The organism is Hydrogenophaga sp. (assembly GCF_031426985.1).
In the GTDB taxonomy this organism is placed as follows: domain Bacteria; phylum Pseudomonadota; class Gammaproteobacteria; order Burkholderiales; family Burkholderiaceae_C; genus Hydrogenophaga.
Window position 1 is genome coordinate 31656 of the sequence record NZ_JASJOY010000095.1, and the last position, 22457, is coordinate 54112.

General features: G+C 70.6%; 23 protein-coding genes. 8 read left to right on the forward strand and 15 right to left on the reverse strand.

Going from position 1 to position 22457, the window contains the following annotated elements:
• Both RMP09_RS12175 and RMP09_RS12180 read left to right on the forward strand, forming a co-directional pair.
• Nucleotides 1-710 (forward strand): TonB family protein (locus RMP09_RS12175; RefSeq protein WP_310566233.1); only part of this gene is annotated, 710 nt, incomplete at its 5' end.
• Nucleotides 711-774: 64 nt separating this feature from the next.
• On the forward strand, nucleotides 775-1020 hold the full coding sequence (locus RMP09_RS12180; RefSeq protein ID WP_310566234.1) for a DUF3297 family protein: 246 nt from the start codon (nucleotides 775-777) through the stop codon (nucleotides 1018-1020).
• Between the two features lie 34 nt (nucleotides 1021-1054).
• Here RMP09_RS12180 and RMP09_RS12185 read toward each other — a convergent pair whose 3' ends face one another.
• Entirely contained in the window at nucleotides 1055-1849 is a 795-nt protein-coding gene (locus RMP09_RS12185; protein WP_310566235.1) for a hypothetical protein, read from the reverse strand.
• 34 nt (nucleotides 1850-1883) lie between these two features.
• On the opposite strand from RMP09_RS12185, the gene RMP09_RS12190 reads away from it, so the two are divergent.
• Nucleotides 1884-4247: an ATP-dependent DNA helicase gene (locus RMP09_RS12190; protein WP_310566236.1), complete on the forward strand. Its 2364-nt coding sequence runs from the start codon at nucleotides 1884-1886 to the stop codon at nucleotides 4245-4247.
• On the opposite strand, the gene RMP09_RS12195 is transcribed toward RMP09_RS12190, so the two are convergent.
• The 10 genes from RMP09_RS12195 to RMP09_RS12240 all read right to left on the reverse strand — a co-directional run bounded on the left by RMP09_RS12195 (nucleotide 4228) and on the right by RMP09_RS12240 (nucleotide 12752).
• The gene (locus RMP09_RS12195; protein WP_310566237.1) at nucleotides 4228-4668 is read right to left on the reverse strand and encodes a nuclear transport factor 2 family protein; all 441 of its coding nucleotides are present in this window, start codon (nucleotides 4666-4668) and stop codon (nucleotides 4228-4230) included. The two genes, RMP09_RS12190 and RMP09_RS12195, sit on opposite strands and share 20 nt — an antisense overlap.
• A 9-nt stretch (nucleotides 4669-4677) precedes the next feature.
• Nucleotides 4678-5541: a class III extradiol dioxygenase subunit beta gene (locus RMP09_RS12200; protein WP_310566238.1), complete on the reverse strand. Its 864-nt coding sequence runs from the start codon at nucleotides 5539-5541 to the stop codon at nucleotides 4678-4680.
• Between the two features lies 1 nt (nucleotide 5542).
• Entirely contained in the window at nucleotides 5543-5950 is a 408-nt protein-coding gene (ligA, locus tag RMP09_RS12205) for a protocatechuate 4,5-dioxygenase subunit alpha (protein ID WP_310566239.1), read from the reverse strand.
• Entirely contained in the window at nucleotides 5947-6663 is a 717-nt protein-coding gene (locus RMP09_RS12210; protein WP_310566240.1) for an alpha/beta hydrolase, read from the reverse strand. Before RMP09_RS12210 ends, ligA begins: the two co-directional genes overlap by 4 nt.
• A complete protein-coding gene (locus RMP09_RS12215) occupies nucleotides 6653-7402 on the reverse strand; it encodes an ABC transporter ATP-binding protein (RefSeq protein WP_310566241.1) in 750 nt (249 codons plus the stop codon). The genes RMP09_RS12210 and RMP09_RS12215 overlap by 11 nt, the downstream gene beginning before the upstream one ends.
• Entirely contained in the window at nucleotides 7395-8156 is a 762-nt protein-coding gene (locus tag RMP09_RS12220; protein WP_310566242.1) for an ABC transporter ATP-binding protein, read from the reverse strand. The genes RMP09_RS12215 and RMP09_RS12220 overlap by 8 nt, the downstream gene beginning before the upstream one ends.
• A 118-nt stretch (nucleotides 8157-8274) precedes the next feature.
• A complete protein-coding gene (locus RMP09_RS12225; protein ID WP_310566243.1) occupies nucleotides 8275-9240 on the reverse strand; it encodes a branched-chain amino acid ABC transporter permease in 966 nt (321 codons plus the stop codon).
• Nucleotides 9237-10106 (reverse strand): branched-chain amino acid ABC transporter permease, encoded by an 870-nt coding sequence (locus tag RMP09_RS12230; RefSeq protein WP_310566244.1) that lies wholly within the window; start codon nucleotides 10104-10106, stop codon nucleotides 9237-9239. The genes RMP09_RS12225 and RMP09_RS12230 overlap by 4 nt, the downstream gene beginning before the upstream one ends.
• An 88-nt stretch (nucleotides 10107-10194) precedes the next feature.
• Complete coding sequence (locus RMP09_RS12235; protein ID WP_310566245.1) at nucleotides 10195-11364, reverse strand: ABC transporter substrate-binding protein; 1170 nt, start codon at nucleotides 11362-11364, stop codon at nucleotides 10195-10197.
• A 140-nt stretch (nucleotides 11365-11504) separates the two neighbouring features.
• Entirely contained in the window at nucleotides 11505-12752 is a 1248-nt protein-coding gene (locus tag RMP09_RS12240) for a LysR family transcriptional regulator (protein WP_310566246.1), read from the reverse strand.
• 101 nt (nucleotides 12753-12853) lie between these two features.
• Here RMP09_RS12240 and RMP09_RS12245 point away from each other — a divergent pair, with 101 nt between their 5' ends.
• The 3 genes from RMP09_RS12245 (at nucleotide 12854) to RMP09_RS12255 (ending at nucleotide 15538) form a co-directional block, all read left to right on the forward strand.
• A complete protein-coding gene (locus tag RMP09_RS12245; protein WP_310566247.1) occupies nucleotides 12854-13414 on the forward strand; it encodes a MarR family transcriptional regulator in 561 nt (186 codons plus the stop codon).
• Nucleotides 13415-13502: 88 nt separating this feature from the next.
• Nucleotides 13503-14570, forward strand: coding sequence for an aromatic ring-hydroxylating dioxygenase subunit alpha (locus RMP09_RS12250; protein WP_310566248.1), 1068 nt, complete (start codon nucleotides 13503-13505; stop codon nucleotides 14568-14570).
• Nucleotides 14567-15538: a PDR/VanB family oxidoreductase gene (locus RMP09_RS12255; RefSeq protein ID WP_310566249.1), complete on the forward strand. Its 972-nt coding sequence runs from the start codon at nucleotides 14567-14569 to the stop codon at nucleotides 15536-15538. The genes RMP09_RS12250 and RMP09_RS12255 overlap by 4 nt, the downstream gene beginning before the upstream one ends.
• A gap of 10 nt (nucleotides 15539-15548) precedes the next feature.
• On the opposite strand, the gene RMP09_RS12260 is transcribed toward RMP09_RS12255, so the two are convergent.
• Nucleotides 15549-15968 carry an Lrp/AsnC family transcriptional regulator gene (locus RMP09_RS12260; RefSeq protein WP_310566250.1) on the reverse strand — a complete coding sequence of 140 codons (420 nt, stop codon included), beginning with the start codon at nucleotides 15966-15968 and terminating at the stop codon, nucleotides 15549-15551.
• Nucleotides 15969-16108: 140 nt separating this feature from the next.
• Between RMP09_RS12260 and RMP09_RS12265 the strand changes: the two genes are divergently transcribed.
• Nucleotides 16109-17215 (forward strand): ornithine cyclodeaminase, encoded by a 1107-nt coding sequence (locus tag RMP09_RS12265; protein ID WP_310566251.1) that lies wholly within the window; start codon nucleotides 16109-16111, stop codon nucleotides 17213-17215.
• Between the two features lie 200 nt (nucleotides 17216-17415).
• Here RMP09_RS12265 and RMP09_RS12275 read toward each other — a convergent pair whose 3' ends face one another.
• Nucleotides 17416-18528: an ABC transporter substrate-binding protein gene (locus RMP09_RS12275; RefSeq protein WP_310566252.1), complete on the reverse strand. Its 1113-nt coding sequence runs from the start codon at nucleotides 18526-18528 to the stop codon at nucleotides 17416-17418.
• Between the two features lie 182 nt (nucleotides 18529-18710).
• Between RMP09_RS12275 and RMP09_RS12280 the strand changes: the two genes are divergently transcribed.
• Nucleotides 18711-21446: an ATP-binding protein gene (locus RMP09_RS12280; protein WP_310566253.1), complete on the forward strand. Its 2736-nt coding sequence runs from the start codon at nucleotides 18711-18713 to the stop codon at nucleotides 21444-21446.
• 24 nt (nucleotides 21447-21470) lie between these two features.
• On the opposite strand, the gene RMP09_RS12285 is transcribed toward RMP09_RS12280, so the two are convergent.
• Nucleotides 21471-21788 (reverse strand): hypothetical protein, encoded by a 318-nt coding sequence (locus RMP09_RS12285; RefSeq protein WP_310566254.1) that lies wholly within the window; start codon nucleotides 21786-21788, stop codon nucleotides 21471-21473.
• A gap of 16 nt (nucleotides 21789-21804) precedes the next feature.
• Nucleotides 21805-22457, reverse strand: a 653-nt coding sequence (locus RMP09_RS12290) for a nitric oxide reductase activation protein NorD (RefSeq protein WP_310566255.1), incomplete at its 5' end; no start/stop codon positions are given.

Below are 22457 nucleotides of genomic sequence, written 5' to 3' on the forward strand. Positions count from 1 at the left end.
GCGCAGACGCGACCCGGGCCGAAGCGGCGCGCGTCGAGGCGGCACGTGCGGAAGCATCACGCCTGGAAGCCGCGCAACAGGAAGCCGCCCGACAAGCCGCCGCACGCGAGACCGCGGCACGCGAAGCCGCCGCGCGGCAGGAGGCGATCCGCCAGGAGGCCGCAAGAGCCGAGGCGGCCCGCAGCGAAGCCGCGCGCGCCGACGCTGCCAAGGCCGAGGCCGCCCGGCGCGAGGCACAGCGCCTGGCCACCTTGCGCGACGAAGAGGCCCAGCGCGAAGAACGGCTCAAGGCGATCGGGCGGCAGCTCAACGCCGAAGCGGACCGGCGCGAGGCGGCCGAGCGCCAGCACCACAGACCGCTGCGCCGCGGCCGGCTGTTCGGGCGGGCCGACCCGAACCAGGCGCTGGTCGACTACGCCGAGGCCCTGGCGCGCAAGATCGAGCTGAACACGCTGCCCGAACAGGTGCGCGAGCTGGCCCGCCAGCCGCACACGGAACCGATGGTGACGGTGGCGGTCCGCGCGGACGGCACGGTGGAGTCGGTGAAGCTGGTCAGGTCCAGCGGCGTGCCGGCGGTGGACGCTGCGGTGGAGCGCATCGTGCGCAGCCACGCGGCCTACACGGCGTTTCCCGAAGCGCTGGCGCGCGAGTACGACGTGGTGGAGATCCGCCGCACCTGGGTGTTCGACGTGGCGGTGCGCCTGTACTGAGCCGCCACCCAGCCGCGCATGCCGGACAATCACAGGTTTTCCATTGCAACGCCCCCTCCGCGCCATGACCGACACCCGCCCCGCCCTGCCCGACCACCTCGCCATCGACCCGCGCAGCCCGCACCACGTGCGCGCAGTCTTCGAACACGACATCGGCATCCTGTTCAATGGCAAGGAGCGCTTTGACGTGACCGAGTACTGCATCAGCGAAGGCTGGATCAAGGTGCCCGCCGGCAAGACCCTGGACCGCAAGGGCAACCCGCTGACCATCAAGCTCAAGGGCACGGTCGAGGCTTTCTACAAGGGCTGATCCCCCGCCGGGCGCGCTCACGAGCCCCCGGCCCTCAGAAGCGCTGCTGCGCCTTCTCGTCCTCGCTGCGCACCGGCACCGCCTGGGCCAGCGCCATCCACACCGGCAGCGGCAGCCGTTCCACCGCGCGGCGCGGCGCCTCGCGCGCCACCACCAGCTGCCCGCCCGCCACCTGCATCACACCGCACTCGGGCGGCACGTCGTCCGGCCCGCCCACGGGGCGGCCGCGCGCGTCGTTGCCCAGCACGTACCAGCAGGCGCTGGCCATGTCGAGGTAGGCGGCGCGTTTGGCGGGTTTCTTCAGGTCGCCCAGCAGGTCCGCGCGGCTGACCTTGATCTCGTGCACGACAGGTTCAAGGTAGGCCTCCACCGTGCTGCGGCGGATGGAGAACACATCCGGGCAGGCCATGACCCAGGCCTGCGCCGGGCCGGCTTCGTACGCCACTTCGGCTTCGGCCGCGATCAGCGGCGGCGCTTCGGGCGCGACCACATCCTCTTCACCCAGCAGCGCCAGCGGCACCCGCGCGCGCAGCATCAACCCGCGCCAGGCCAGGCGCCCCGCGCGGCCCATGGCCAGGGCCACCTGTTCCACCAGCGCCTCGTGCGGCGTGCGCGCGGCCTTGTTGGTGGCGAACACGCGCGCCAGGGTCTGGATGCCGGCATCCGTCACGCGCAGGGTTTCGTGGCCGTCGGGCGAGCGCACGCGTTCCAGCTGCCCGGCGGCGAGCAGCTCGACCTCCAGCATGTCGTGGCAGGGCCAGCCGGCGGAGCGGTAGATCTCGCGCAGGCGGCGGTGGTGGAGCCGGGTCATCACGGGTGCGTCGCTCATGGACTGATGATATGTCCAGTACGATGGATGCCACATGGACACCGCCGCCCGCCTGGTTGAAGACGCCACCGATGACGCCCCGCTGGGCGTGGTGGCGGTGCGCGCGCTGTGCGACTTCGCCGCCCGCGCGGGCGATCTGGACCTGCGCTTCACGCCCTCGCCCAGCGGCAGCGAAGGGGTGGAGGGACACGGCGAGGTGACCTCGCGCCGGGCCGCCAGCTACCAGCGCGAGGTGCCGCTGGCCATGGTGTGCAGGGGCCTGCGCGTGCAGGGCCGCGCCGACGGCTGGGACCCGGACGCGCGCCGGGTGGAAGAGATCAAGACGCACCGCGGCGACGTGGCGCTGATCGCCCCCAACCGCCGTGCCCTGCACCGCGCGCAGGCCATGGTGTACGGCCACATCCTGTGCCAGCAGCTGGGGCTGGAGGGGCTGGAGATCGCACTGGTGTACTTCAACATCGACACGCAGACCGAGACGCCGCTGCCGCAGTGGCACGACGCGGCCGAGCTGCGCACGCACTTTGAGGACCTGTGCACGCGTTACGCCGGCTGGGCGCGGGCCGAGCGCGCGCACCGCCTGGCGCGCGACGCGGCGCTGCGAGAACTGGCCTTTCCCTTCCCCAGCTTCCGCGCCGGCCAGCGCGCGCTGGCCGAAGCGGTGTACCGCACGCACCGCCACGGCCGGGTGCTGATGGCGCAGGCGCCCACCGGCATCGGCAAGACGCTGGCCACACTGTTCGCGGCGCTCAAGGCCGCGCCCGGGGACGGCACTGAGCCGGGAACCGACAAGGTGTTCTACCTGACGGCCAAGACGCCCGGGCGCCAGCTCGCGCTCGATGCGCTGGACCGGCTCGCGCAGAGCGGCACCCCGCGCGCGATCCCGCTGCGCGTGCTCGAACGCGTGGCGCGCGACAAGGCCTGCGAGCACCCGGACAAGGCCTGCCACGGCGAGAGCTGCCCGCTCGCGCGCGGCTTCTACGACCGCCTGCCCGCCGCCCGCACGGCCGCGGCCCAGGCGCATCGGCTGGACAAGACCGCGCTGCGCGAGGTGGCGCTGGCGCACAGCGTCTGCCCCTACTACCTGGGCCAGGAAATGCTGCGCTGGAGCGACGTGGCGGTGGGCGACTTCAACCACTTCTTCGACCACGGCGCCGCCTGGCACGCACTGACCGAGGCCAACGGCTGGACGGTGGGCCTGCTGGTGGACGAAGCGCACAACCTGATCGAGCGCGCACGGCTGATGCACAGCGCGGCGATGGACCCCGCGGCCTTCCAGGCGCTGCGCCAGAGCGCGCCCGCCGCGCTGAAAAAGCCACTGGAGAAACTGCAGCGCCGCTGGAGCGCGCTGGCCAAGACACAGACGCAGGATTACGAGGTGCTGCCCGAGCTGCCCGGCGAATTCATCACCACGCTGCAGCAGCTGTGCAGCGACATTGGCGACCACCTGGCGCAGCACCCGGCCGACGCGGTGGACGGCCCGCTGCAGCGCTGGTGGTTCGACACGCTGCACTTCCTGCGCGTGGCCGAGGCCTTCTGTGAGCACTCGCTGTGCGACCTCACGCGCGCATCTCAAGGTCGCACCCACCACCCGCAACTGGCCATCCGCAACATCGTGCCCGGCCCGCTGCTGGCCCCGCGCTGGGCCACGGCGCACAGCGCCACGCTGTTCTCGGCCACGCTCGCCCCGATGGACTACGTGGCCGACCTGCTGGGCCTGCCGGACCAGACACTGCGACTGGACGCGCCCTCGCCTTTCAGTGCCGATCAACTCGCGGTGCGCATCGCGCCGCACATCTCCACCCGCTGGGCCGACCGCCTGACCTCGCTGGACGCGGTGGTGCAGGTGATCGCCACGCAATACCGCGCCGAGCCCGGCAACTACCTGGCCTTCTTCAGCAGCTTCGACTACCTGCAGCAGGCGCTGGACCGGCTGCAGCAACACCACCGCGAGCTGCCGGTGTGGGCGCAGTCGCGCGGCATGAGCGAGCCCGAGCGCGAGGCCTTCATCGCCCGCTTCACCGAACACGGCCAGGGCATCGGTTTTGCGGTGCTGGGCGGCGCGTTCGGCGAAGGCATCGACCTGCCGGGCCGCCGCCTGATCGGCGCCTTCATCGCCACGCTGGGCCTGCCGCAGGTGAACGCGGTCAACGAGCAGATGCGCGCGCAGCTACAGGCGCGGTTTGGCCGCGGCTACGACTACGCCTACCTGTTCCCGGGCCTGCAGAAGGTGGTGCAGGCCGCGGGTCGCGTGATCCGCAGCGAAGACGACCACGGCACGGTCTGGCTGCTGGACGACCGCTTCGCGCGCGCCGAGGTGCGGCGCCTGCTGCCGGCGTGGTGGCGGGTCACCGTGGAACGCGATCCGCCCGGGCTTGCTTCTAGCCGCGGAACAGCGTGAACCAGGCTTCGCGGCGGCGGATGCGCCAGCCCTCGGGCGTTTTCGCCAGCAGGTCGCGGATCTCGCCGACCTGCTGCAGCGCATCGGCCGGGCGCCCACGCGGCGTGGTGGCGTCGCTGTGCCGGCCGCTCCACAGCAGCACGGTGCAGGCGGCCTGCGCGGTGCCGGCGGCCAGGTCCACCCGCACGCGCTGGTTGCTGACCAGGTGGCGCGTGAGGCGCTCCGGATCGCGCGCGGCGTAGGCCGCGACGATGGCCGGGCGCCCGACCAGTTCGGTGCCGTCGGGCCGCACCAGCACGCCCCGCATCTCGAACAGGTCGGCAAAGGCGAGGAAGTCGCGGCTGTCCACCGCGTCGGCGGCGGCGAGCACGAGGTCGCGGCAGGCGGCTTCGGCCAGCAGGGTGTCGAGGGCGGTGTTCATGGTGTCGGTTCAGGGGGTGAGCACGAGGTGGCCCACGGCGGTGTTGGAGGCCGGCACATGGTAGAAGCGGTGCACGCAGGTGGGCGCGCGACCATCGGCACGCTCGGGCATGGCGCCGCGTGCAACCAGCCACATCACCAGCTCGATGCCTTCGCTGCCGGCCTCGCGCACGTAGTCCACGTGCGGGATGGCGGCGGCCGCTTCGGGCACGGTGGTCAGCATGTCCATGAAGGCGTGGTCGAACACCGGGTTGATCAGCCCCGCGCGCGGGCCCTGCAGCTGGTGGCTCATGCCGCCGGTGCCCCAGACCTGCACGTTCAGGTCTTCGCCGTAGCTCTCCACCGCCTTGCGGATGGCCCGCCCCAGCGCCAGGCAGCGCCGCCCGCTGGGCACCGGGTACTGCACCACGTTCACCGCCAGCGGTATCACCGGGCAGGGCCAGTGAAAGTCGTCCGCCGACGGCTGGCCGAACAGCAACGACAGCGGCACGGTCAGGCCGTGGTCCACGTCCATGCGGTTGACCAGCGTGAGGTCGAAGTCGTCCTGGATCACGCTCTGCGCGATGTGAGCCGCCAGCTCGGGGTGGCCCTGCACCACCGGCACCGGGCGCGCGCCCCAGCCCTCGTCGGCGGGTGCGTACGACGCGCCGGTGCCGATGGCGAAGGTGGGTACCAGGTCGGGGCCGAAGGCGGTGGCGTGGTCGTTGAAGACCAGCACCACCACATCGGGCGGGTTCTCGCGCAGCCAGGCGCGCGAGGCTTCGTAGCCGGCGAACACCGGCGCCCAGTAGGGCTCGGCCGCACGGCCGTGGTCCAGCGCCGCGCCGATGGCCGGCACGTGCGAGGTGTAGATGCTGGCGCTCACATGGGCCATGTCAGGCGCCGCTCCGTTGCGACCATTCGTGCTGGTAGCGGTTGCCTTCGATGGGGCGGCCGCCGCGCAGCATCATGTCGCGGTAGTCGGCCTCGCTCATGCCCGTCATGCGGCCCACCATCTGCTGCACGCTGATGCCGTCGGTGGCGGCGATCTTGACCAGGAAGTACACGTTGCCGCCCAGGGCCAGGCAGCGGTTCATGTCGCGGTCGCGCACGGCCTGGCGCTGTTCGTCGCTCATGGGCCATTCGGCCAGGTAGGCCGCTTCGTCGGCCTTGAAGCGTTCGCGGTTGGCGGGTTTCATCAGCGACATGCAGAACTGGTTGAGCCCGTAGCCCTTGCGCGACTGCTGCGCGTCGAACAGCACGGTGCCGGGGATGTCGGCGAAGTCGGCGCTGTGTGTGGTCATGTGTGCTCCAGCCAGCGCTGCAGCGCCCCGGCCACGGCCTGGGGCCGCTCCATGGGCGCCATGTGGCCGGCGTCGTCGATCACCTCGAACACCGCGCCGGGGATCAGCGCGTGCATGGCCGCGTGTTGCGGCACGGGGGCCCAGCTGTCCTGCCGGCCGCACAGCACCAGCGTGGGCACGCCGATGGCGCGCAGCACGTCGGTGGCGTCGGGCCGCTGCAGCAGGGCGCGTATCTGGCATTCGAAAACGTCGGCGCTCTTGCGCGCGAACATTGTCACGATGGCGTCGAGCAGCGCCGCGTCCTGCAGGCGGTCCGGGTGCACCATGCCCTGCACCCACTGCGTGGCCATGGCGCGCACACCGTCGCGGCGCGCCACGTCCAGCAGGGCCTGGCGCTTGCGCGCTTCTTCTGCGCCAGGCGACCCGGCGGCGCGCGCCAGGTAGCCGGTGTCGAGCAGGGCCACGCGGCTCACGCGTTCGGGTGCGGCGCGCAGCACTTCCAGCACCACGCGGGCGCCCATGGAGTGGCCGGCCAGCGCGAAACGCGGGGGCGCGTCGGCCAGCAACTGCTGCGCCATTTGCGGCAGGCGGTCGGCATCACCGTGGTCGATCACCCGGCAGTCGCGGTCCGCCGAAAGCAGCGGCAGCAGCGGCTGCCAGACGGTGGCGTCGCACATCAGGCCCGGCACCAGCAGCAGGGGTTCACGCGGCATGGGCGGCTCCGGTCTTGCGCACCACGCCCAGCAGGCCGTCGAGCAGCGCGGGCTGCCGGGCCAGGGCGTCGGCCGCGCCGCTGTGCACCACGCTGCCGTGGTCCAGCACCACGGCGCGGTGGCTGATGCGCAGGATGGCCTGCGGGTGCTGCTCGACGATGATGGCCGAGAGCCCTTCGTCGCGCGTGATGCGGGCGATGGCGCGCAGCAGCTCTTCCACGATGATGGGCGCCAGGCCTTCGAGCGGCTCGTCCAGCAGCAGCAGGCGCGGATTGAGCACCAGCGCGCGGCCCACGGCCAGCATCTGCTGCTCGCCGCCCGAGAGCTGGGTGCCCAGGTTGGTCTTGCGCTCGGCCAGGCGCGGGAACAGCTCGTACACACGCTCGGGCGTCCACGGGCGCGTGGTGCTGCCGGCGCGGGCCGGGCGGGCCACGGCGCTCAGGTTCTCGTGCACCGTGAGCGACTTGAAGATGTTGCGCTCCTGCGGCACCCAGCCGATGCCGGCCGCCGCGCGCTCGTGCGCCGGCAGGCGGTGCAACTCGACACCGCCGAGCACGATGCGCCCGCCGTGCTGGCGCGTGGCGCCGGCCAGGGTGTTCATGAGCGTGGTCTTGCCGGTGCCGTTGCGGCCCAGCAGCGCCAGGGTTTCGCCTTCGGCGAGCGCGGCGTTGACGCCGTTGAGCACCACCGCTTCGCCGTAGCCGGCGCTCAGGTTTTCAATCTGCAGCAAGTCAGCCATGGATGGCCTCCCCATGACCGAGGTACACCGCCTTGACCTGGGGGTCGTTGGCGATCGCCTCGGGTGTGCCCTCGACCAGCACCGCGCCGTTGACCAGCACGGTGATGAAGCGGGCGAATTCAAAGACCAGGTCCATGTCGTGCTCGATCAGCAGCACCGACACATCGGCCGGCAGCGCGGCCACGGTGTGCAGCAGCTCCTCGCGCTCGCCGGCGGGCACGCCGGCCACCGGCTCGTCCAGCAGCAGCACGCGCGGTTCGCAGGCCAGCGCAATCGCGATCTCCAGCAGGCGGCGCTTGCCGTAGGCCAGGTGTTCGGTGCGCACGTGGCGCACATCGCCCAGGTGGAACTGTTCCAGCAGCTGGTCGCAACGCTCATTCACCGCCGGCTGGCGGCCCAGCGGCTGCCACCAGCGCCCGCCCAGGCCCAGGTGCTGCGCCACCACCATGGCCAGGGTTTCCTGCGGCGTGAGGCTGTTGAACAGCTGGTTGATCTGGAAGGTGCGCACCATGCCGCGGCGCACGCGCTGGTGCGGTGCGAGCGTGGTGATGTCGTCGCCATCGAGCAGGATGCGGCCGGCCGAGGGTTCGAGCATCCCCGTCAGCAGGTTGATCAGCGTGGTCTTGCCGGCGCCGTTGGGACCGATGAGCGCGTGGCGCGCGCCGTGGTGCACGTTGAGGCTCACGTTCTGCGTGGCGGCGATGCCGCCGAAACGCTTGACCAGGCCTTCGGTCTTCAAGACGGTGGTGTTCACGGGAGTCCCTTCGACGAGCGGGCTGCGGTGGCGTGGGTGACGATCCGGCGCCGGGCCGCCCCAAGCCGGATCAGCCCCCTCGGGGGGCAGCGACCCGCGCAGCGGTGGAGCGTGGGGGTCATACGGCGCCCTTCCCAGAGAACCAGGTCCAGGGCTTGAGCAGGCGTTCGCGCCCCACCAGCACCAGCACCACCAGGAACAGGCCGACCCAGAAATTCCAGTACTGCGGGGTGATGCCGGCCACCACGTCGTGCAGCAGCTTGAACACCACCGCGCCGGCCACGCCACCGTAGAGCCAGCCCACGCCGCCGATCACCAGCATCATCACCACGTCGGCCGAGCGTTCGATGGAGAACACGTCGAGCGAGGCGAAGCCCGTGGTCTGCGCCAGCAGCGCACCGGCCGCGCCGGCCATGCCGGCGGCCAGGGTGTAGACCACCGACAGACGCGAGAGCACCGGGATGCCGATGGCCATGGCGCGCAGCCGGTTGTCGCGCACCGCCTTGAGCGTGGCGCCGAAGGGCGAGTGCACCAGCCGCCGCGCCAGCACGAACATCAGCAGCAGCACGACCAGCGAATACCAGGCCGCCACCTGCCCGTACAGGTCGAACTCGAAACGGCCCAGCAGCGGGCCGATGGTCACGCCCTGCAGGCCGTCGGCGCCGCCGGTGAGCCAGTCGAGCTTGTTGGCCAGCTCGAACAGGATCAGCGTCAGCCCCAGCGTGACCATGATGCGGGTGAGGTCGGTGCCGCGCAGGATGGTCAGCGAGAACAACCCACCCAGCAACGCGCCCGCCACCGTGCCCACCAGCAGGCCCACCAGCGGGTCGGGCATGACGTGTTTGGCGAACAGCGCGGCGCTGTAGGCGCCAAAGCCCAGGAAGGCCGCGTGCCCCAGCGAGACGATGCCGGTGTAGCCCAGGATCAGGTCCAGCGACACCGCGAACAGCGCGACGATGGCGACCTCGTTGATGATGAGCGCGTGCTCCTTGAACAGCCAGGGTGTGGCCAGTGCAGCGAGCCAGAGCACGGGCTCCCAGGGGCGCCAGCGGGCCTGCGCGGCCAGGGTGGTGTGGGCGGTCATTTGCCACCTCCCAAGCGTGAGAACAGGCCGTGCGGCCGCCAGATGAGGATGGCGATCATGAGCGTGTAGACGATGAAGCCCCCGAGCTTGGGGATGTAGTACTTGCCCGCCACGTCGGCGATGCCCAGCAGCAGCGCCGCCAGCAGCGGCCCGGTGATGGACGAGGTGCCGCCGACGGCGACCACGATGAGGAAATAGACCAGGAACTTGAGCGGGAAACTCGGGTCCAGGCCCAGCACCTCGGCCCCCAGCGCACCGCCCAGGCCGGCCAGGCCCGAGCCCACCGCGAAGGTGGCGGCGAACACCAGGTTGACGTTGATGCCCAGGCTGGCGGCCACACGCGGATCGTCCACGCTGGCGCGCAGCCGGCTGCCGAATCGTGTGCGCGAGAGGACGAACTGCAGGCCCACCGTGAGCGCCGCGCAGATGGCAATGATGAACAGCCGGTAGTGCCCCATGCCCAGCGCGCCGTCAAACCACTCGGTGCGGCCCAGCAGCCATTCGGGCAGCTGGATGATCTGCTGCTGCGAGCCCATGAAGTAGTCGGTGGCGGCCACGGCCATGAAGGTCAGGCCGATGGAGAACAGCACCTGGTCCAGGTGCGGCTTCTTGTACATGGGCCGGTAGAGCGTGCGTTCGAGCAACGCCCCCACCAGCGCCGTGACGCCGAACGCGATGGGCAGGCAGACCAGGAAGGGCAGGCCCTGGTGCTGCATCAGCGCCACCGTGAGGTAGCCGCCGAGCATGGCAAAGGCGCCGTGGGCCAGGTTGATGAAGTTCATCAGCCCCATGGTCACCGACAGGCCCACGGCCAGGATGAACAGGAGCATGCCGTAGGCGATGCCGTCGAAGAGGATGGTCAGCATGGGCGTGGGTGCCACCGGCGGGTGCACGGAGCACCCGCCGTCATGACAAGGAAGGAAAAGAAAATCGGGCGCGGTGGCGTGCCCGGCCTTACTTGGCCTTGCCCGGGTCCTTGACGTCGGTCACGGTCTGGATCTCGGTGTTCCACATCTGGCCGTTGATGCGCTCGACCTTGCGCACGTACACGTTGTGCACCACGTCGCGGGTCTGCGCGTCGATGTAGATCGGGCCGCGCGGGCTCTCGAACACCTGGCCCTTCATGGCGTTGAGCAGGGCCTCGCCGCCCTCGCCTTTGGTCTTCTTGGCGCCTTCGTAGATCACGCGCATGCCGTCGTAGGCGCCCACGGCCATGAAGTTGGGTCGCATGCCGTTGTTGGCCTTGCCGAAGGCTTCGACGAACTTCTTGTTCAGCGGCGAGTTGTGCGCGGCCGAGTAGTGGTGCGCGGTCACCACGCCCAGGGCCACGTCGCCCATGCCGTTGAGGATGTCGTCGTCGGTCACGCTGCCCTCGGCGATCATGCGGATGCCGGCCTTGTCCAGCCCGCGCTCGGCGAACTGCTTCATCAGCGCCGACCCCGCGCCCGAGGGCACGAAGGTGAACAGCGCGTCGGGCTTGGCGTCGCGCACTTTCTGCAGGAAGGGCGCGAAGTCGGGGCTGCGCAGCGGCACGCGCAGGGTCTCGACCACCACACCGCCGTTGGCCTGGAAGCGCTGGCTGAAGTACTTCTCGGAGTCCACGCCGGGCGCGTAGTCGGTCACCAGGCTCACCACCTTCTTGATGTTGTTCTTGGTCGCCCAGTCGGCCAGCACCGTCACCACCTGCGGCACCGTGAAGCTGGTGCGCACGATGAAGGGTGAGGCCTGCGTGACGCTGGAGGTGGCCGCGGCCATCACCACCAGCGGCGTCTTGGACTGGGTGGCCACCGGCGCGGTGGCAAAGGCCAGCGGCGTGAGGCCGAAGCCGGCCAGCACCTGCACCTTGTCGTTGATCACCAGTTCCTGCGCGATGCGTTTGGTCACGTCGGGCGCACCGGTGTCGTCCTTGACGATCAGCTGCACCTTCTTGCCCGCCACGGTGTCGCCGTTCTGCGCCACGTACAGGCGCGCCGCGGCTTCGAGCTGCTTGCCGGTGGAGGCAAAGGGCCCGGTCATGGGCAGGATCAGGCCGATCTTGAACGTGTTGTCCTGGGCCGCTGCGTGGCCCAGGCTGCCGGCCAGTGCGAGGGCAGCGGCGGCGCGGATGAAGTGGCGTTTTTGCATGGTCTGTCTCCTGGTGTTTGCGGGTTTCCCCGTATGCACGCCACGGCGAGGTGGCGACTGATCAGGCTGCAGATGATGTCCGCCGCAGAGGACAGGGTCCAATGCTTTTGCCCAACCAGCTATGCAGTCTGCTTATTCACTCAGGAAGGATCGGTGTCGTCCGCGATCTGCCGCGCCACCCGGCGCAGCGCGTCCAGCAGGGCCTGCGCCGCCGGCGTGGGCAGGTAGCCGGTGCGGCGCACCAGGCCGATCATGCGCGGCTCGTGCCGCACCGGCACGGGCAGTTCGGCCAGCAGGCCGGCGCGGATGTCGGCCCGCAGGTGGCGCGGCGACATCAGCGCCAGGCGGTCGCTCTGGGTCAGCAGCGCCTGCATCATCAGCGCGCTGTTGACACGCAGCGCGTCGGCGGGGATGGGAACGCCCGCCACCCGCAGCGCCTGCTCGAACGCGACCTGCGCCGGCGTGTTCGGCATGGGCATGATCCAGGCCGCGTCGCGCAGGTCTTTCCACCCCAGGCGCGGGCGCTGCGCCAGCGGGTGGGCGGCGCGCGCCACCACGGCCAGACGGTCGAGGAACAGGGTTTCCTGCGTCAGCTCACCGCCCGGCAAGGTGGGCCGCAGCGCCCCCACGATGAGGTCGATGTCGGCCTGGCGCAGCTGGTGCAGCAATGCGTCGTAGGTGCCGTCCACGATGGTGATGGCCAGCCCCGGGTGGGTCTGCAGCACGCGGTCCACCGCCACCGACAGCAGGTGCCCGGTGGAGAACGGCAGCGTGCCGATGACCAGCCGCCCCTGCACCACGCCGCGCTGCGCGGCCAGCTCGTCACCGGCCTGCTGCAGTTCGGCCCGCGCGAGCTTGAAGGCCTGCAGCGTGGCCTCGCCGGCTTCGGTCAGGCGCAGGCCCTTGCGCGCTCGCACGAACAGCGGCGCACCGGCCATGTGTTCGAGCTGCGCCAGCGTCTGGTGCACCCCCGGCTGGCTGATGCCCAGCGCGCGGGCGCTGGCGGTTTCGGTGCCGGTCTGCGCCAGCGAGAGCAGCACCGCCATGTGGCGCGCACCCACGCCCGCGGCCAGGCGGCTGCCCGTCCAGGCCAGCGTGTCGGGCGTGTGGCCGTGGCGCACCGGGGCATCGGCCTGCGCCAGGTGCGCCAGCCCGCGCGCGGCGCGCAGCGCGAGCGCCTGCCCCAGGGGCGTGGCCGCCATGCCGCGGCCCGAGCGTTCGAACAGGGCGCCGCCCACGCTGCCCTCCAGCGCCTGGATGGCGCGCACCACCGACGACTGCGACAGGTGCAGCGCACTGGCCGCCGCCACCGAACTGCCCGTGGCGGCCACGGCGCACAGCGCGCGCAGCGGCTTGAGCTGGTTCCCCAGTGGCGGGACGTTGGGCATGCAAACACCTTGGGAGCACGAAGTTGCGCCGATTATGGAAGCGCGTGCGCCACGCCAGCGCAGGACCCGGGCGGCCCAACCGCTGCCCTATAGTCCCGCCCATGGCCCACCGCGACCCGCCCCCCCAGACCCCGCCCCGCCCCGCCGCCGGTGAGACGACCACCCCTGCGGTGGCGGCCAGCCCCATCCCCGACAGCGGCATCGCGCTGCAGGCCGAACCCGGCCACCTGATCCGCCGCGCGCACCAGCTGGCGGTGTCCACCTTCCACGACACGCACGGCCGCCAGATCACGCCGGTGCAGTACGCCATCCTGCGCGCGCTGCAGGACACGCCCGGCATCGACCAGGTGACGCTGGCCGACAAGGTGGCGCTGGACACCTCGACCACCGCCGACATCGCCACCCGGCTCGAAGCCAAGGGCTGGATCGTGCGTGCGCTGCTGCCGCGGCGCCAGCGCGCCCTGCGCCTGACGCCCGAGGGCGAGGCGGTGCTGGCCGAGATGCTGCCGCGCGTGGTGCCCATGTACCGCCGGCTGCTGGCGCCGCTGACCCCCGCCGAGCAGGCCGAGTTCCTGCACCTGCTGCGCAAGTTCGTGCTGCTCAACGAGCCCGCGGGCACAGCCCCATCCTCGGCCACAGATCAGGGAAAACCCGAAGCCTGACCCCCTTTTGCTGCGCCCGACAAGTTCCTACAATGGGCCACATTCAGCATACTGAATGACAACTCACCCACACCACCGGAGACGCCCCATGTTCCCCCTCAACACCTGGTACGTCGCTGCGCGCAGCGAAGAAATCCCCGCCGACAAGCCGCTGGGCCGGCGCATCTGCAACCAGCCCATGGCCTTCTTCCGCAACAGCGCGGGCGTGGCAGCGGCGGTGCTCGATTTCTGCCCGCACCGCGGCGCCCCGCTGGCCCTGGGTTATGTCGAGGGCGACACCCTGGTCTGCGGTTACCACGGCCTGGCCATGGGCTGCGACGGCAAGACCGTGTCCATGCCCTGCCAGCGCGTGCGCGGTTTCCCGGCCATCCGCAGCTTCCCGGTGCACGAGGCGCACGGCTTCGTGTGGGTCTGGCCGGGCGATGCGGCGCTGGCCGACACGGCCCTGGTCCCCCAGTTCGAGTGGCAGAACAACCCCGCGTTCGCCTACGGTGGTGGCCTCTACCACATCGGCTGCGACTACCGCCTCATGATCGACAACCTGATGGACCTGACGCACGAGACCTACGTGCACAGCAACAGCATCGGCCAGAAGGAAATCGACGAGGTGCCGTGCCAGACCCGGGTGGACGGCGACCACGTGGTCACCGAGCGCTACATGGAAGGCATCGAGGCGCCGCCGTTCTGGAAACTGGCACTGCGCCTGAACGACCTGCCCGACGACCAGCCGGTGGACCGCTGGCAGATCTGCCACTTCACGCCGCCCAGCCACGTGATGATCGAAGTGGGCGTGGCCCTGGCCGGCAACGGCGGCCACGCGGCGCCCGACGCGGTGAAAGCCGCCAGCTGGGTGGTGGACTTCATCACCCCCGAGACCGACACCTCGATGCACTACTTCTGGGGCATGGCGCGCAAGTTCAAGCCGCAGGACCCGGCGCTGACCGCGCAGATCCGCGAAGGCCAGGGCAAGATCTTTGGCGAGGACCTGGAGATGCTGGAACGCCAGCAGAAGAACCTGCTCGCCTTCCCCGACCGCAAGCTGCTGATGCTCAACATCGACGCCGGTGGCGTGCAGTCGCGCAAGGTCATCGACCGCGTGGTCGCGGCCGAACAGGCCGCTGCGGCGGCGGCCACGGCACAGGGCGTCGCGGCATGAGCACGCCCGCGGCCGAGCTGGCGGTGCGCGTGGCGCGCAAGCAGACCGAAGCACTGGACATCTGCAGCCTGGACCTGGTGGCCGCCGACGGCGCGGCCCTGCCCGCCTTCGAGGCGGGCGCCCACGTCGACGTGCACCTGCCCAATGGCCTGGTGCGCCAGTACTCGCTGTGCAACCCGCCCGGCGAGACCGGCCGCTACCAGATCGCGGTGCTGCGCGACGCCGCCTCGCGCGGCGGCTCGCAAGCGGTGCACGAGGCCGTGGCCGAGGGCGCGACCCTGCGCATCGGCGCACCGAAGAACCACTTCCCGCTCGCCGCCAGCGCGCCGCACCACCTGCTGCTGGCCGGTGGCATCGGCATCACCCCGATGCTGGCCATGGCCGAGCAGCTGAGCGCCCAGGGCCAGCCCTTCGCGCTGCACCACTGCACCCGCTCGCGCGAGCGCACGCCCTTCGTCGACCGCATGGCGGCCGCGGCCTTCGCCGGCCAGGTGCAGCACCACTTCGACGACGGCGACGCGGCGCAGAAGCTCGACATCAGCGCCACGCTGCAACGCGCGCCCGCCGGCACGCACCTGTACGTGTGCGGCCCGCAGGGCTTCATGGACGCGGTGCTGGCCGCCGGTCGCGCGGCCGGCTGGCCCGAAGAGCGCCTGCACCGCGAATACTTCGCTGCCGCGCCGGTGGACCACAGCAACGACGGGAGCTTCGAGCTGGAGATCGCCAGCAGCGGCCGCGTGATCCCGGTGCGCGCCGACCAGTCGGCGCTGGCGGCTTTGCTGGCCGCGGGCTTCGACATCCCCATGTCGTGCGAACAAGGCGTGTGCGGCACCTGCCTCACGCGCGTGAAGGCGGGCACGCCCGATCACCACGACCAGTACCTCACGCCCGAGGAACAGGCCGCGAACGACCAGTTCCTGCCCTGCTGCTCGCGGGCCCAGAGCCCGCGGCTGGTGCTCGACCTCTGAACGGTCTGCTTCAGCGGTAGGTGGTCAGCAGGATGCTGGTCTCGGTGCCGCGGATGCCCGAGAGCAGGCGCACGCGCTCCAGCGCCTGCGACAGCTCGGCCATGGAACCCACCTCCAGTTCGGCCAGCAGGTCCCAGCGGCCGTTGGTGTCGTGCAGCGCCGCCACCGAAGGCTCGCCCAGCAGGTTGGCGATCACTTCGCGCGTGCGGTTGCCTTCGACCAGCACGCCCATCCAGGCGCGGATGCGTTCGGGCTGCGCCTCGGGCTTGAGGCGCACCGTGTAGCCCACGATCACCTGCGTGTCTTCGAGCTTGCGCAGCCGGTTGGTGACGGTCCCGCGCGAGACCTGGAGCTTGTGCGCGAGGTCGGCCACCGAGAGGCGGGCATCCTGCCGCAGCAGGGCGATGAGTTGCTGGTCGAGGTCGTCCATATGCAAAACGGCAATCAAGTCTGACGAAATGCGCTATTTTCTGCCGATTCAGTAACTTATTGGCACTTTTCATTGCCACGCCTGGCCGGCACACTGCCTGCTCCCCCAGTCATTGCCTGGGAATATTGCAGGAGACCTCCATGAAAAACGCCGTCCAGAACCCCGATCTCGCCCGTTTCGTCGAAGCCGGCACGCTCTACCTGAGCGCCCCCGAAGCCGCCGAACTGGTGCGCCGCCAGGGCGTGGCCGCCTGCATCGAGGCGATCGCAGCCCACATCCGCGCCGACTTCCTGCGCTGGGCCGATTTCGACAAGACCGCCCGCGTGGCCGCGCATTCCAAAGACGGCGTGATCGAGCTGATGCCCGTCGCCGACGACCACCGCTACAGCTTCAAGTACGTCAACGGCCACCCGGGCAACACGCGCTTTGGCATGTCGACCGTGATGGCCTTCGGCGTGCTGGCCGACGTGGACACCGGCGCCCCGCTGTTCCTGAGCGAACTCACCCTCACCACCGCGCTGCGCACCGCCGCCATGTCGGCCCTGGCCGCCAAGACGCTGGCGCGGCCCGACAGCCGCGTGATGGCCCTGATCGGCAACGGCGCGCAGAGCGAGTTCCAGGCCCTGGCCTTCCAGCACCTGGTGGGCATCACCAGCCTGCGCGTGTACGACGTGGACCCCGCCGCCAGCGCCAAGCTGGTGGCCAACCTGCAGGGCAGCGGGCTGCAGATCACGGTCTGCCAGAGCACGGCCCAGGCGGTGCGCGGCGCCGACATCGTGACCACCGTCACCGCCGACAAGGCGATGGCCCTGATCCTCACGCCCGAGATGATCCAGCCGGGCATGCACCTCAACGCCGTGGGCGGCGACTGCCCGGGCAAGACCGAGCTGCACGGCGACATCCTCGACGCGGCCAAGGTGTTCGTCGAATACGAGCCGCAGTCGCGCGTGGAAGGCGAGATCCAGCACAAGGACGCCGACTTCGCCGTGACCGAACTCTGGCAGGTGCTGCGCGGCGAACGCGCGGGGCGCGACAGCGCGCAGCAGGTCACGGTGTTCGACTCGGTGGGCTTCGCGCTGGAAGACTTCTCGGCCCTGCGCTTCATGATGGACAGCGCCCTGCGGCTGGGCATGGGCGAGCGCATCGCGCTGATCCCGCAACTGGCGAACCCGAAGAACCTGTTCGGCAGCCTGAACGCCAGCGCCCCGGCGGCCGGCGCCCGGCGCACGGTTCGCCTGGCGGCCTGAACGCCGCGCGATCGAACATTCGGCCCGGCGGCTGCCGCTGGACCTGCCCACCATCGAACAGGCCGGTGGTGTGGTGCGCTGCACGCTCGCGGGCGTGCACCTGGCGCCGCGGCGCGGCGCCTGAAACCGCGTGAACGGATCGGTCAGGCCCGCACGGCCTGCCCACCGCGCGCGGGCTGGCCGGGTGGGCTCACACCGGCTCAGCGCTCCACGCGCCGGTAACGCCCTTCGCGGATTTCGGTGAAGTACACCTTGCGCACCGTGTCGCCGTTGGCGTCGAACGCCATCTCCTGCTGCAGCCCCTGGAAGGGGCCGCTGTGCAGCGCCGCCTGCTGCAGCGTCTCGCCCGCATCGCGGTTGCGCAGGGCCTGCAGCACCACGGTGGCCGCGTCGTGGGTGGCCACCGAGCTGTAACCGGGGTTGCGCTGGAAGCGCTTGAAGTAGGCGTCGCTGAATTCCTTGAAGCGCGGCGAGCTGTCGTCGCGGTCGTAGTTCTGCACGATCAGCAGCCCCTCCACCACCGGGCCGCCCAGGTCGATGAGCTGCTCGGTCGCCGCCCATTCGGACGCACCGATGGGCAACTGCGGCGCCTGCTTGCGCGCCGCCTGCGCCAGCCGGGCCACGTCCAGTGCCCCGGAGATGAAGAACAGGCTGTCGGTCGGGCGGGCCAGCATCTGGCGCACCACGCCGTCAAAGTCCGTGGCTTCGCTGGACTCGTAGGGCACCGCGCTGACCACTTCGGCATTCAGCGCCCGGGTGGCCGTGCGGAACTCTTCCAGCCACGATTCGGTGAAGGTGCGGTTGCGCAGGTCGTAGGCGATGGCGAAACGTTTCTGACCGCGGCCCACCATCACGCGGGCGTAGTCCCGCGCGTTGTCGCGCGTGGTGCGGTTGATGCGAAAGAGGTTGTCGTTCCGGCCGTGGAAATCCATGGCGGTGATGGTCGGGCTGACCTGGAAGATGCCCGCCTTGCCGGTGATGGGCACGACCACCCCGGCCATGCTGCTGGTGAAGGGGCCGATCACCACGTCGACCTTGGCGTCCACCAGATCCTGGGCCGAGCGCGCGGCGGTTTCCGCGTTCTGCGCGTCGTCGCGCGTGACCAGCTCCACCAGCCGGCCCTGGAGCCCCCCCGCCCGGTTGAACTGCTCGACCACCATGTTCAGCGCGTTCAGGCCGGCCTGCCCGTTGTCCGAATTGGCCGAGGTCAGGCCCCCGATGAAACCGATGCGGATGGGCTCTGCCGGTGGGGGTGCGCACGCCACTTGAAACAGTCCCAGCAAGGCCACGCAAAAAACAGACAACTTTTTCATCTTCTGACCGATAACAGGTGGTGAAGAACGTCGCGGGGGATGTCCCACCCGCTCCGCAAAAAATGCTCCAGAACGCCCCTTTATCGACCTTTGGACCGGAAACTGAAGCCCCTTCGCCCAGCGCCAGCGGGCCCCGACGGTGGTTCGGTTCGCTGCGCCTTCGTCTGCTGGCCATCGGCCTGATGCCGCTGATCGTCACCTTCCCGCTGGTGCTCGCCGCGCTGGTGGTGCTCGGCGGCCAGCGGGTGCACAGCATCCTGCAGTTCAACCTGCGCAGCCAGCTCGGCTCCGCGCTCAATTACCTGGATCAGCGGCGCAACGAACGGGGTGCCCAGCTGGGCCGGCTGGTGCGCACCCCGCGGGTGCAGGCGCTGCTGGACCCCGGGGTGGGCCCGGACGAGCGCCAGCGCGTGCTGGCGGAGCTGGCCGAACAGAACGACCTCGACTACCTGCTCATCGTGCTGGACGACGGCCGGGTGCTGGGCGCCGCCAGCCCGGTGGACGCCACCGCGCGCCTGGCCGACGACCCCGTGCTGCGGCAGGCGCGCATCGGCCTCACCACGGCCGCGTTTGCCCGGCTGCCGCCCTCGACCCTGGCCACGCTCGGCCAGGCGCTGCCCGACGCGGCCCGCGTGCCCCGCGCCTCAGCAGGCGACGGGCCGGACACCCCGATCCAGGATGGCCTGCTCATCCACGCGGCCGCCCACTTCCCGCTGGGGGTCGACACGCCGGACGCGATGCTCGTGGGGGGCAGCCTGCTCAACCGCAACACCACCCTGATCGGACACATGCGGGAGCTGATCTTCCCGATCGGCACCCTGCCCGACGACACCGAAGGCATCACGCTGCTGGCCATCGAGGGCCGCACCGTGGCCATCAGCCAGCAGCGCCAGAACGGCGGCCGCACGCTGGGCATGCCGGTGCCGCCCGAAGCGGCCCGCACCCTGCTCGGCGGCGACCCGCAATGGCTGGGCCGCCAGACCCTGGGGGATGCCGAATACATGACCGGCTACCAGCGGCTGGTGGACGGACGCGGGCAGACCATCGGCGCTGTGGCGGTGGCCTTTCCCTATGCGCCGTACCAGCGCACCATCCACCTGCTGCTCTGGTCGGTGGGCGGGGTGCTGGCCATGACCACGCTGCTGGTTTCGGCGTCCAACGTGGCCACCGCGCGCCAGCTGGTGGGGCGCCTGGGTCACATCGTCGGCACCATGGCCCAGGTGCGGCGCGGCGCCCGCGGCGCACGGGTGGAACGCAGCGGCCACCACGACGAGCTGGAACACCTGGCGCAGCACTTCAACCGGCTGCTCGACACCATCGAGGCCCAGGACGCGGCCCAGCGCAGCGCGCAGAAGACCATCGCCGACGAAGCCTCGCGCCGGCGCGCGCTGTTCGAACACGAGCGCGACGGCGTGGTCATCGTCAACCACGACGGCAGCGTCTTCGAAGCCAACCCGGCCGCGGCCGTCATGCTGGGCCACACCCCCGAGCGTCTGCTCCAGCTGAGCATCGCCGACTGGGAGGCCCAGTTCAGCCTGGTGGAGCTGCGCAAGATCATCGAAACCCTGGGACCGGTGGGCACGACCTTCGAGTCGGTGCTGCGCCGGGGCGATGGCAGCACCTTCCCGGCCGAGGTCTCGCTCAGCCGGGCCGAATGGGGGGGCCGCACCTTCGTCGTGGCGCTGCTGCGCGACATCTCCGAACGCAAGGCGGCGCAGCAGCAGTGGGCCCGGTTCCAGGACAACCTGGCGCGCGTGGTGGACCAGCGCACGCGCGAGCTCAACGAACGCACCGAAGAGCTCAACACCATCTTCGCCATCAGCCCCGATGGGGTGGTCTCGTTCGACCGCCGCGGGCGTGTGGTCTCGGCCAACGCGGCCTTCACCCGCCTGACCGGGCTGACGGGGCTGACCGGCCCGGCGTTGCAGGGCATGGACGAGGCCAGCCTCTCGGACCAGCTGGCCGCGCTGTGCGTGCAACCCGAGAGCTTTCCGGGCCTGGCGGCCATGCGCCAGACGCTCGCCGACGACGATGCCGCGTCGATCCAGGGGCACAGTCCGCGCCGCTGGCAGATCGATCTGACCGGGCCGGGCCAGCACGTGCTGGAGATTTCACTGCGCGTGTCCGAGTCGGATCACGTCTCGCAGGTGCTCTACCTGCGCGACATCACGCACGAGTCCGAGATCGACCGCATGAAAAGCGAGTTCCTCTCGACCGCGGCGCACGAGTTGCGCACGCCCATGGCCAGCATCTACGGCTTCACCGAACTGATGCTGGCGCGCCCGTTCAGCGAAGAAAAACGCCGGGACCTGCTGGAGACCATCGCACGCCAGGCCACGCGCATGTCCACCATCATCGACGAGCTGCTGGACCTGGCCCGCATCGAGGCGCGCCGGGGCAAGGACTTCGTGCTCGAAGCGGTCGAGCTGCAGGACGTGATCCGCCTGGTGGCGGGCGACTACCAGCCGCCGCAGGGCCGCGACGCGCCCCTGATCGAGGTGGGCGCGGCCCCCATCACCCTGCACGCCGACCGCAGCAAGCTGCAGCAGGCCCTGCTCAACATCCTGTCCAACGCCTACAAGTATTCGCCCGGCGGTGGCCCGGTGCGCATCGCCTGCGCGCTCGACCCGACGGGCCGGCGCGCATCGGTGTCGGTCAGCGACCAGGGCCTGGGCATGACGCGCGAGCAGTGCGACCGGGTGTTCGAACGTTTCTACCGCGCCGACACCTCGGGCCACATCCCGGGCACCGGCCTGGGCATGAGCATCGTCAAGGAGATCGTCGACATCCACGGCGGCCAGGTGGAGGTGCGCAGCGCCCCCGGCGAAGGCACCACCGTCACGCTGGTGCTGCCGGTGCACGCCCGGCCCCGCGAGGCAAGCGCCGTGGCCCAGGACCTGGCCGCGTTGCCGGCCTGACCGGGCGCCCGGGCGCCTGGGCGCTCAGTCGTCGTCGCCGAGCTCGGCACTCCAGCCCATGGCCTTGGCGCGCGCCACCGCGTCGGCGTGGATGCGCGCATGGCGCTGAGCCAGATCGGGCGGCAGGCGGCTGGGCAGCTGGCCATACGGCTCCCAGGCCTTGTGCACGGCCTCGAAGAGGTTCTGCAAGTCGCCCGCGCCCTTGCCCGCAAAGCCCTCGCCCTCGGGCAGAAGGCCGAACACCCAGGCGTCGCGGATGATGCGCCCGGTCATGGTCATGCCGTGGTGTTCTTCGGCGGCTATGCCGGCGTAGGTCTGCTGGCGGCTGTGGATCATGCTCATGGTGGGGTCCTCCTGGTCATCGGGTCAGGCCAGCGTACAGCACCGGCAGTTTCTCGGGCAGCCGTTCGACCTTGTCCACCACCAGGTAGTGGCGCTCGCCGAAGATGCGGCGCACGTACTGGTCGGCGCGCGGGTCCAGGCTCATGCAGTAGGTCACCACGCCGTGGCGGCCGGCCTCTTCCACCGCTTTCTTGGTGTCGTGGCGCAGGTACTGCGGGTCGCGCACGTCCACGTCGGCCGGCTCGCCGTCGGTGATGACGAGTAGCAGCTTCTTGCTGCTGCGCTGCGCTTTCAGCGCCGCCGCGGCGTGGCGGATCGCCGCGCCCATGCGGGTGGAGAGTTGCCCTTCCATGCCGGCCAGCCGTGCCTTGGCGGTGTCGTCGTAGGGCTGGTCAAAGTCCTTGAAGCGCCAGTAGTTCACGTCGTGCCGGCCGTCGGAGCAGAAGCCGTGGATGGCGAACGGATCGCCCACTTTCTGGATCGCGTCGGCCAGCAGCGCGCAGGCGGAGCGCGTGAGTTCCAGCACCGTGTGCTCCTGCCCGGCCACCTTGTCGTTCGTCGATTGGGACAGATCGAGCAAGACCAGCACCGAGATGTCGCGCACCTTGCGCACGCTGCGCATCATGATGCGCGGGTCGGGCTGGCGGCCCATGCGCATCTCGATCACCG

Bases quoted from the DNA above. Each gene is read 5' to 3' on its own strand.
- RMP09_RS12180 (WP_310566234.1), top strand. From the start codon at position 775: ATGACCGACACCCGCCCCGCCCTGCCCGACCACCTCGCCATCGACCCG.
- RMP09_RS12185 (WP_310566235.1), bottom strand. From the start codon at position 1,849: ATGAGCGACGCACCCGTGATGACCCGGCTCCACCACCGCCGCCTGCGC.
- RMP09_RS12190 (WP_310566236.1), top strand. From the start codon at position 1,884: ATGGACACCGCCGCCCGCCTGGTTGAAGACGCCACCGATGACGCCCCG.
- RMP09_RS12195 (WP_310566237.1), bottom strand. From the start codon at position 4,668: ATGAACACCGCCCTCGACACCCTGCTGGCCGAAGCCGCCTGCCGCGAC.
- RMP09_RS12200 (WP_310566238.1), bottom strand. From the start codon at position 5,541: ATGGCCCATGTGAGCGCCAGCATCTACACCTCGCACGTGCCGGCCATC.
- ligA (WP_310566239.1), bottom strand. From the start codon at position 5,950: ATGACCACACACAGCGCCGACTTCGCCGACATCCCCGGCACCGTGCTG.
- RMP09_RS12210 (WP_310566240.1), bottom strand. From the start codon at position 6,663: ATGCCGCGTGAACCCCTGCTGCTGGTGCCGGGCCTGATGTGCGACGCC.
- RMP09_RS12215 (WP_310566241.1), bottom strand. From the start codon at position 7,402: ATGGCTGACTTGCTGCAGATTGAAAACCTGAGCGCCGGCTACGGCGAA.
- RMP09_RS12225 (WP_310566243.1), bottom strand. From the start codon at position 9,240: ATGACCGCCCACACCACCCTGGCCGCGCAGGCCCGCTGGCGCCCCTGG.
- RMP09_RS12230 (WP_310566244.1), bottom strand. From the start codon at position 10,106: ATGCTGACCATCCTCTTCGACGGCATCGCCTACGGCATGCTCCTGTTC.
- RMP09_RS12235 (WP_310566245.1), bottom strand. From the start codon at position 11,364: ATGCAAAAACGCCACTTCATCCGCGCCGCCGCTGCCCTCGCACTGGCC.
- RMP09_RS12240 (WP_310566246.1), bottom strand. From the start codon at position 12,752: ATGCCCAACGTCCCGCCACTGGGGAACCAGCTCAAGCCGCTGCGCGCG.
- RMP09_RS12245 (WP_310566247.1), top strand. From the start codon at position 12,854: ATGGCCCACCGCGACCCGCCCCCCCAGACCCCGCCCCGCCCCGCCGCC.
- RMP09_RS12250 (WP_310566248.1), top strand. From the start codon at position 13,503: ATGTTCCCCCTCAACACCTGGTACGTCGCTGCGCGCAGCGAAGAAATC.
- RMP09_RS12255 (WP_310566249.1), top strand. From the start codon at position 14,567: ATGAGCACGCCCGCGGCCGAGCTGGCGGTGCGCGTGGCGCGCAAGCAG.
- RMP09_RS12260 (WP_310566250.1), bottom strand. From the start codon at position 15,968: ATGGACGACCTCGACCAGCAACTCATCGCCCTGCTGCGGCAGGATGCC.
- RMP09_RS12265 (WP_310566251.1), top strand. From the start codon at position 16,109: ATGAAAAACGCCGTCCAGAACCCCGATCTCGCCCGTTTCGTCGAAGCC.
- RMP09_RS12275 (WP_310566252.1), bottom strand. From the start codon at position 18,528: ATGAAAAAGTTGTCTGTTTTTTGCGTGGCCTTGCTGGGACTGTTTCAA.
- RMP09_RS12280 (WP_310566253.1), top strand. From the start codon at position 18,711: ATGCCGCTGATCGTCACCTTCCCGCTGGTGCTCGCCGCGCTGGTGGTG.
- RMP09_RS12285 (WP_310566254.1), bottom strand. From the start codon at position 21,788: ATGAGCATGATCCACAGCCGCCAGCAGACCTACGCCGGCATAGCCGCC.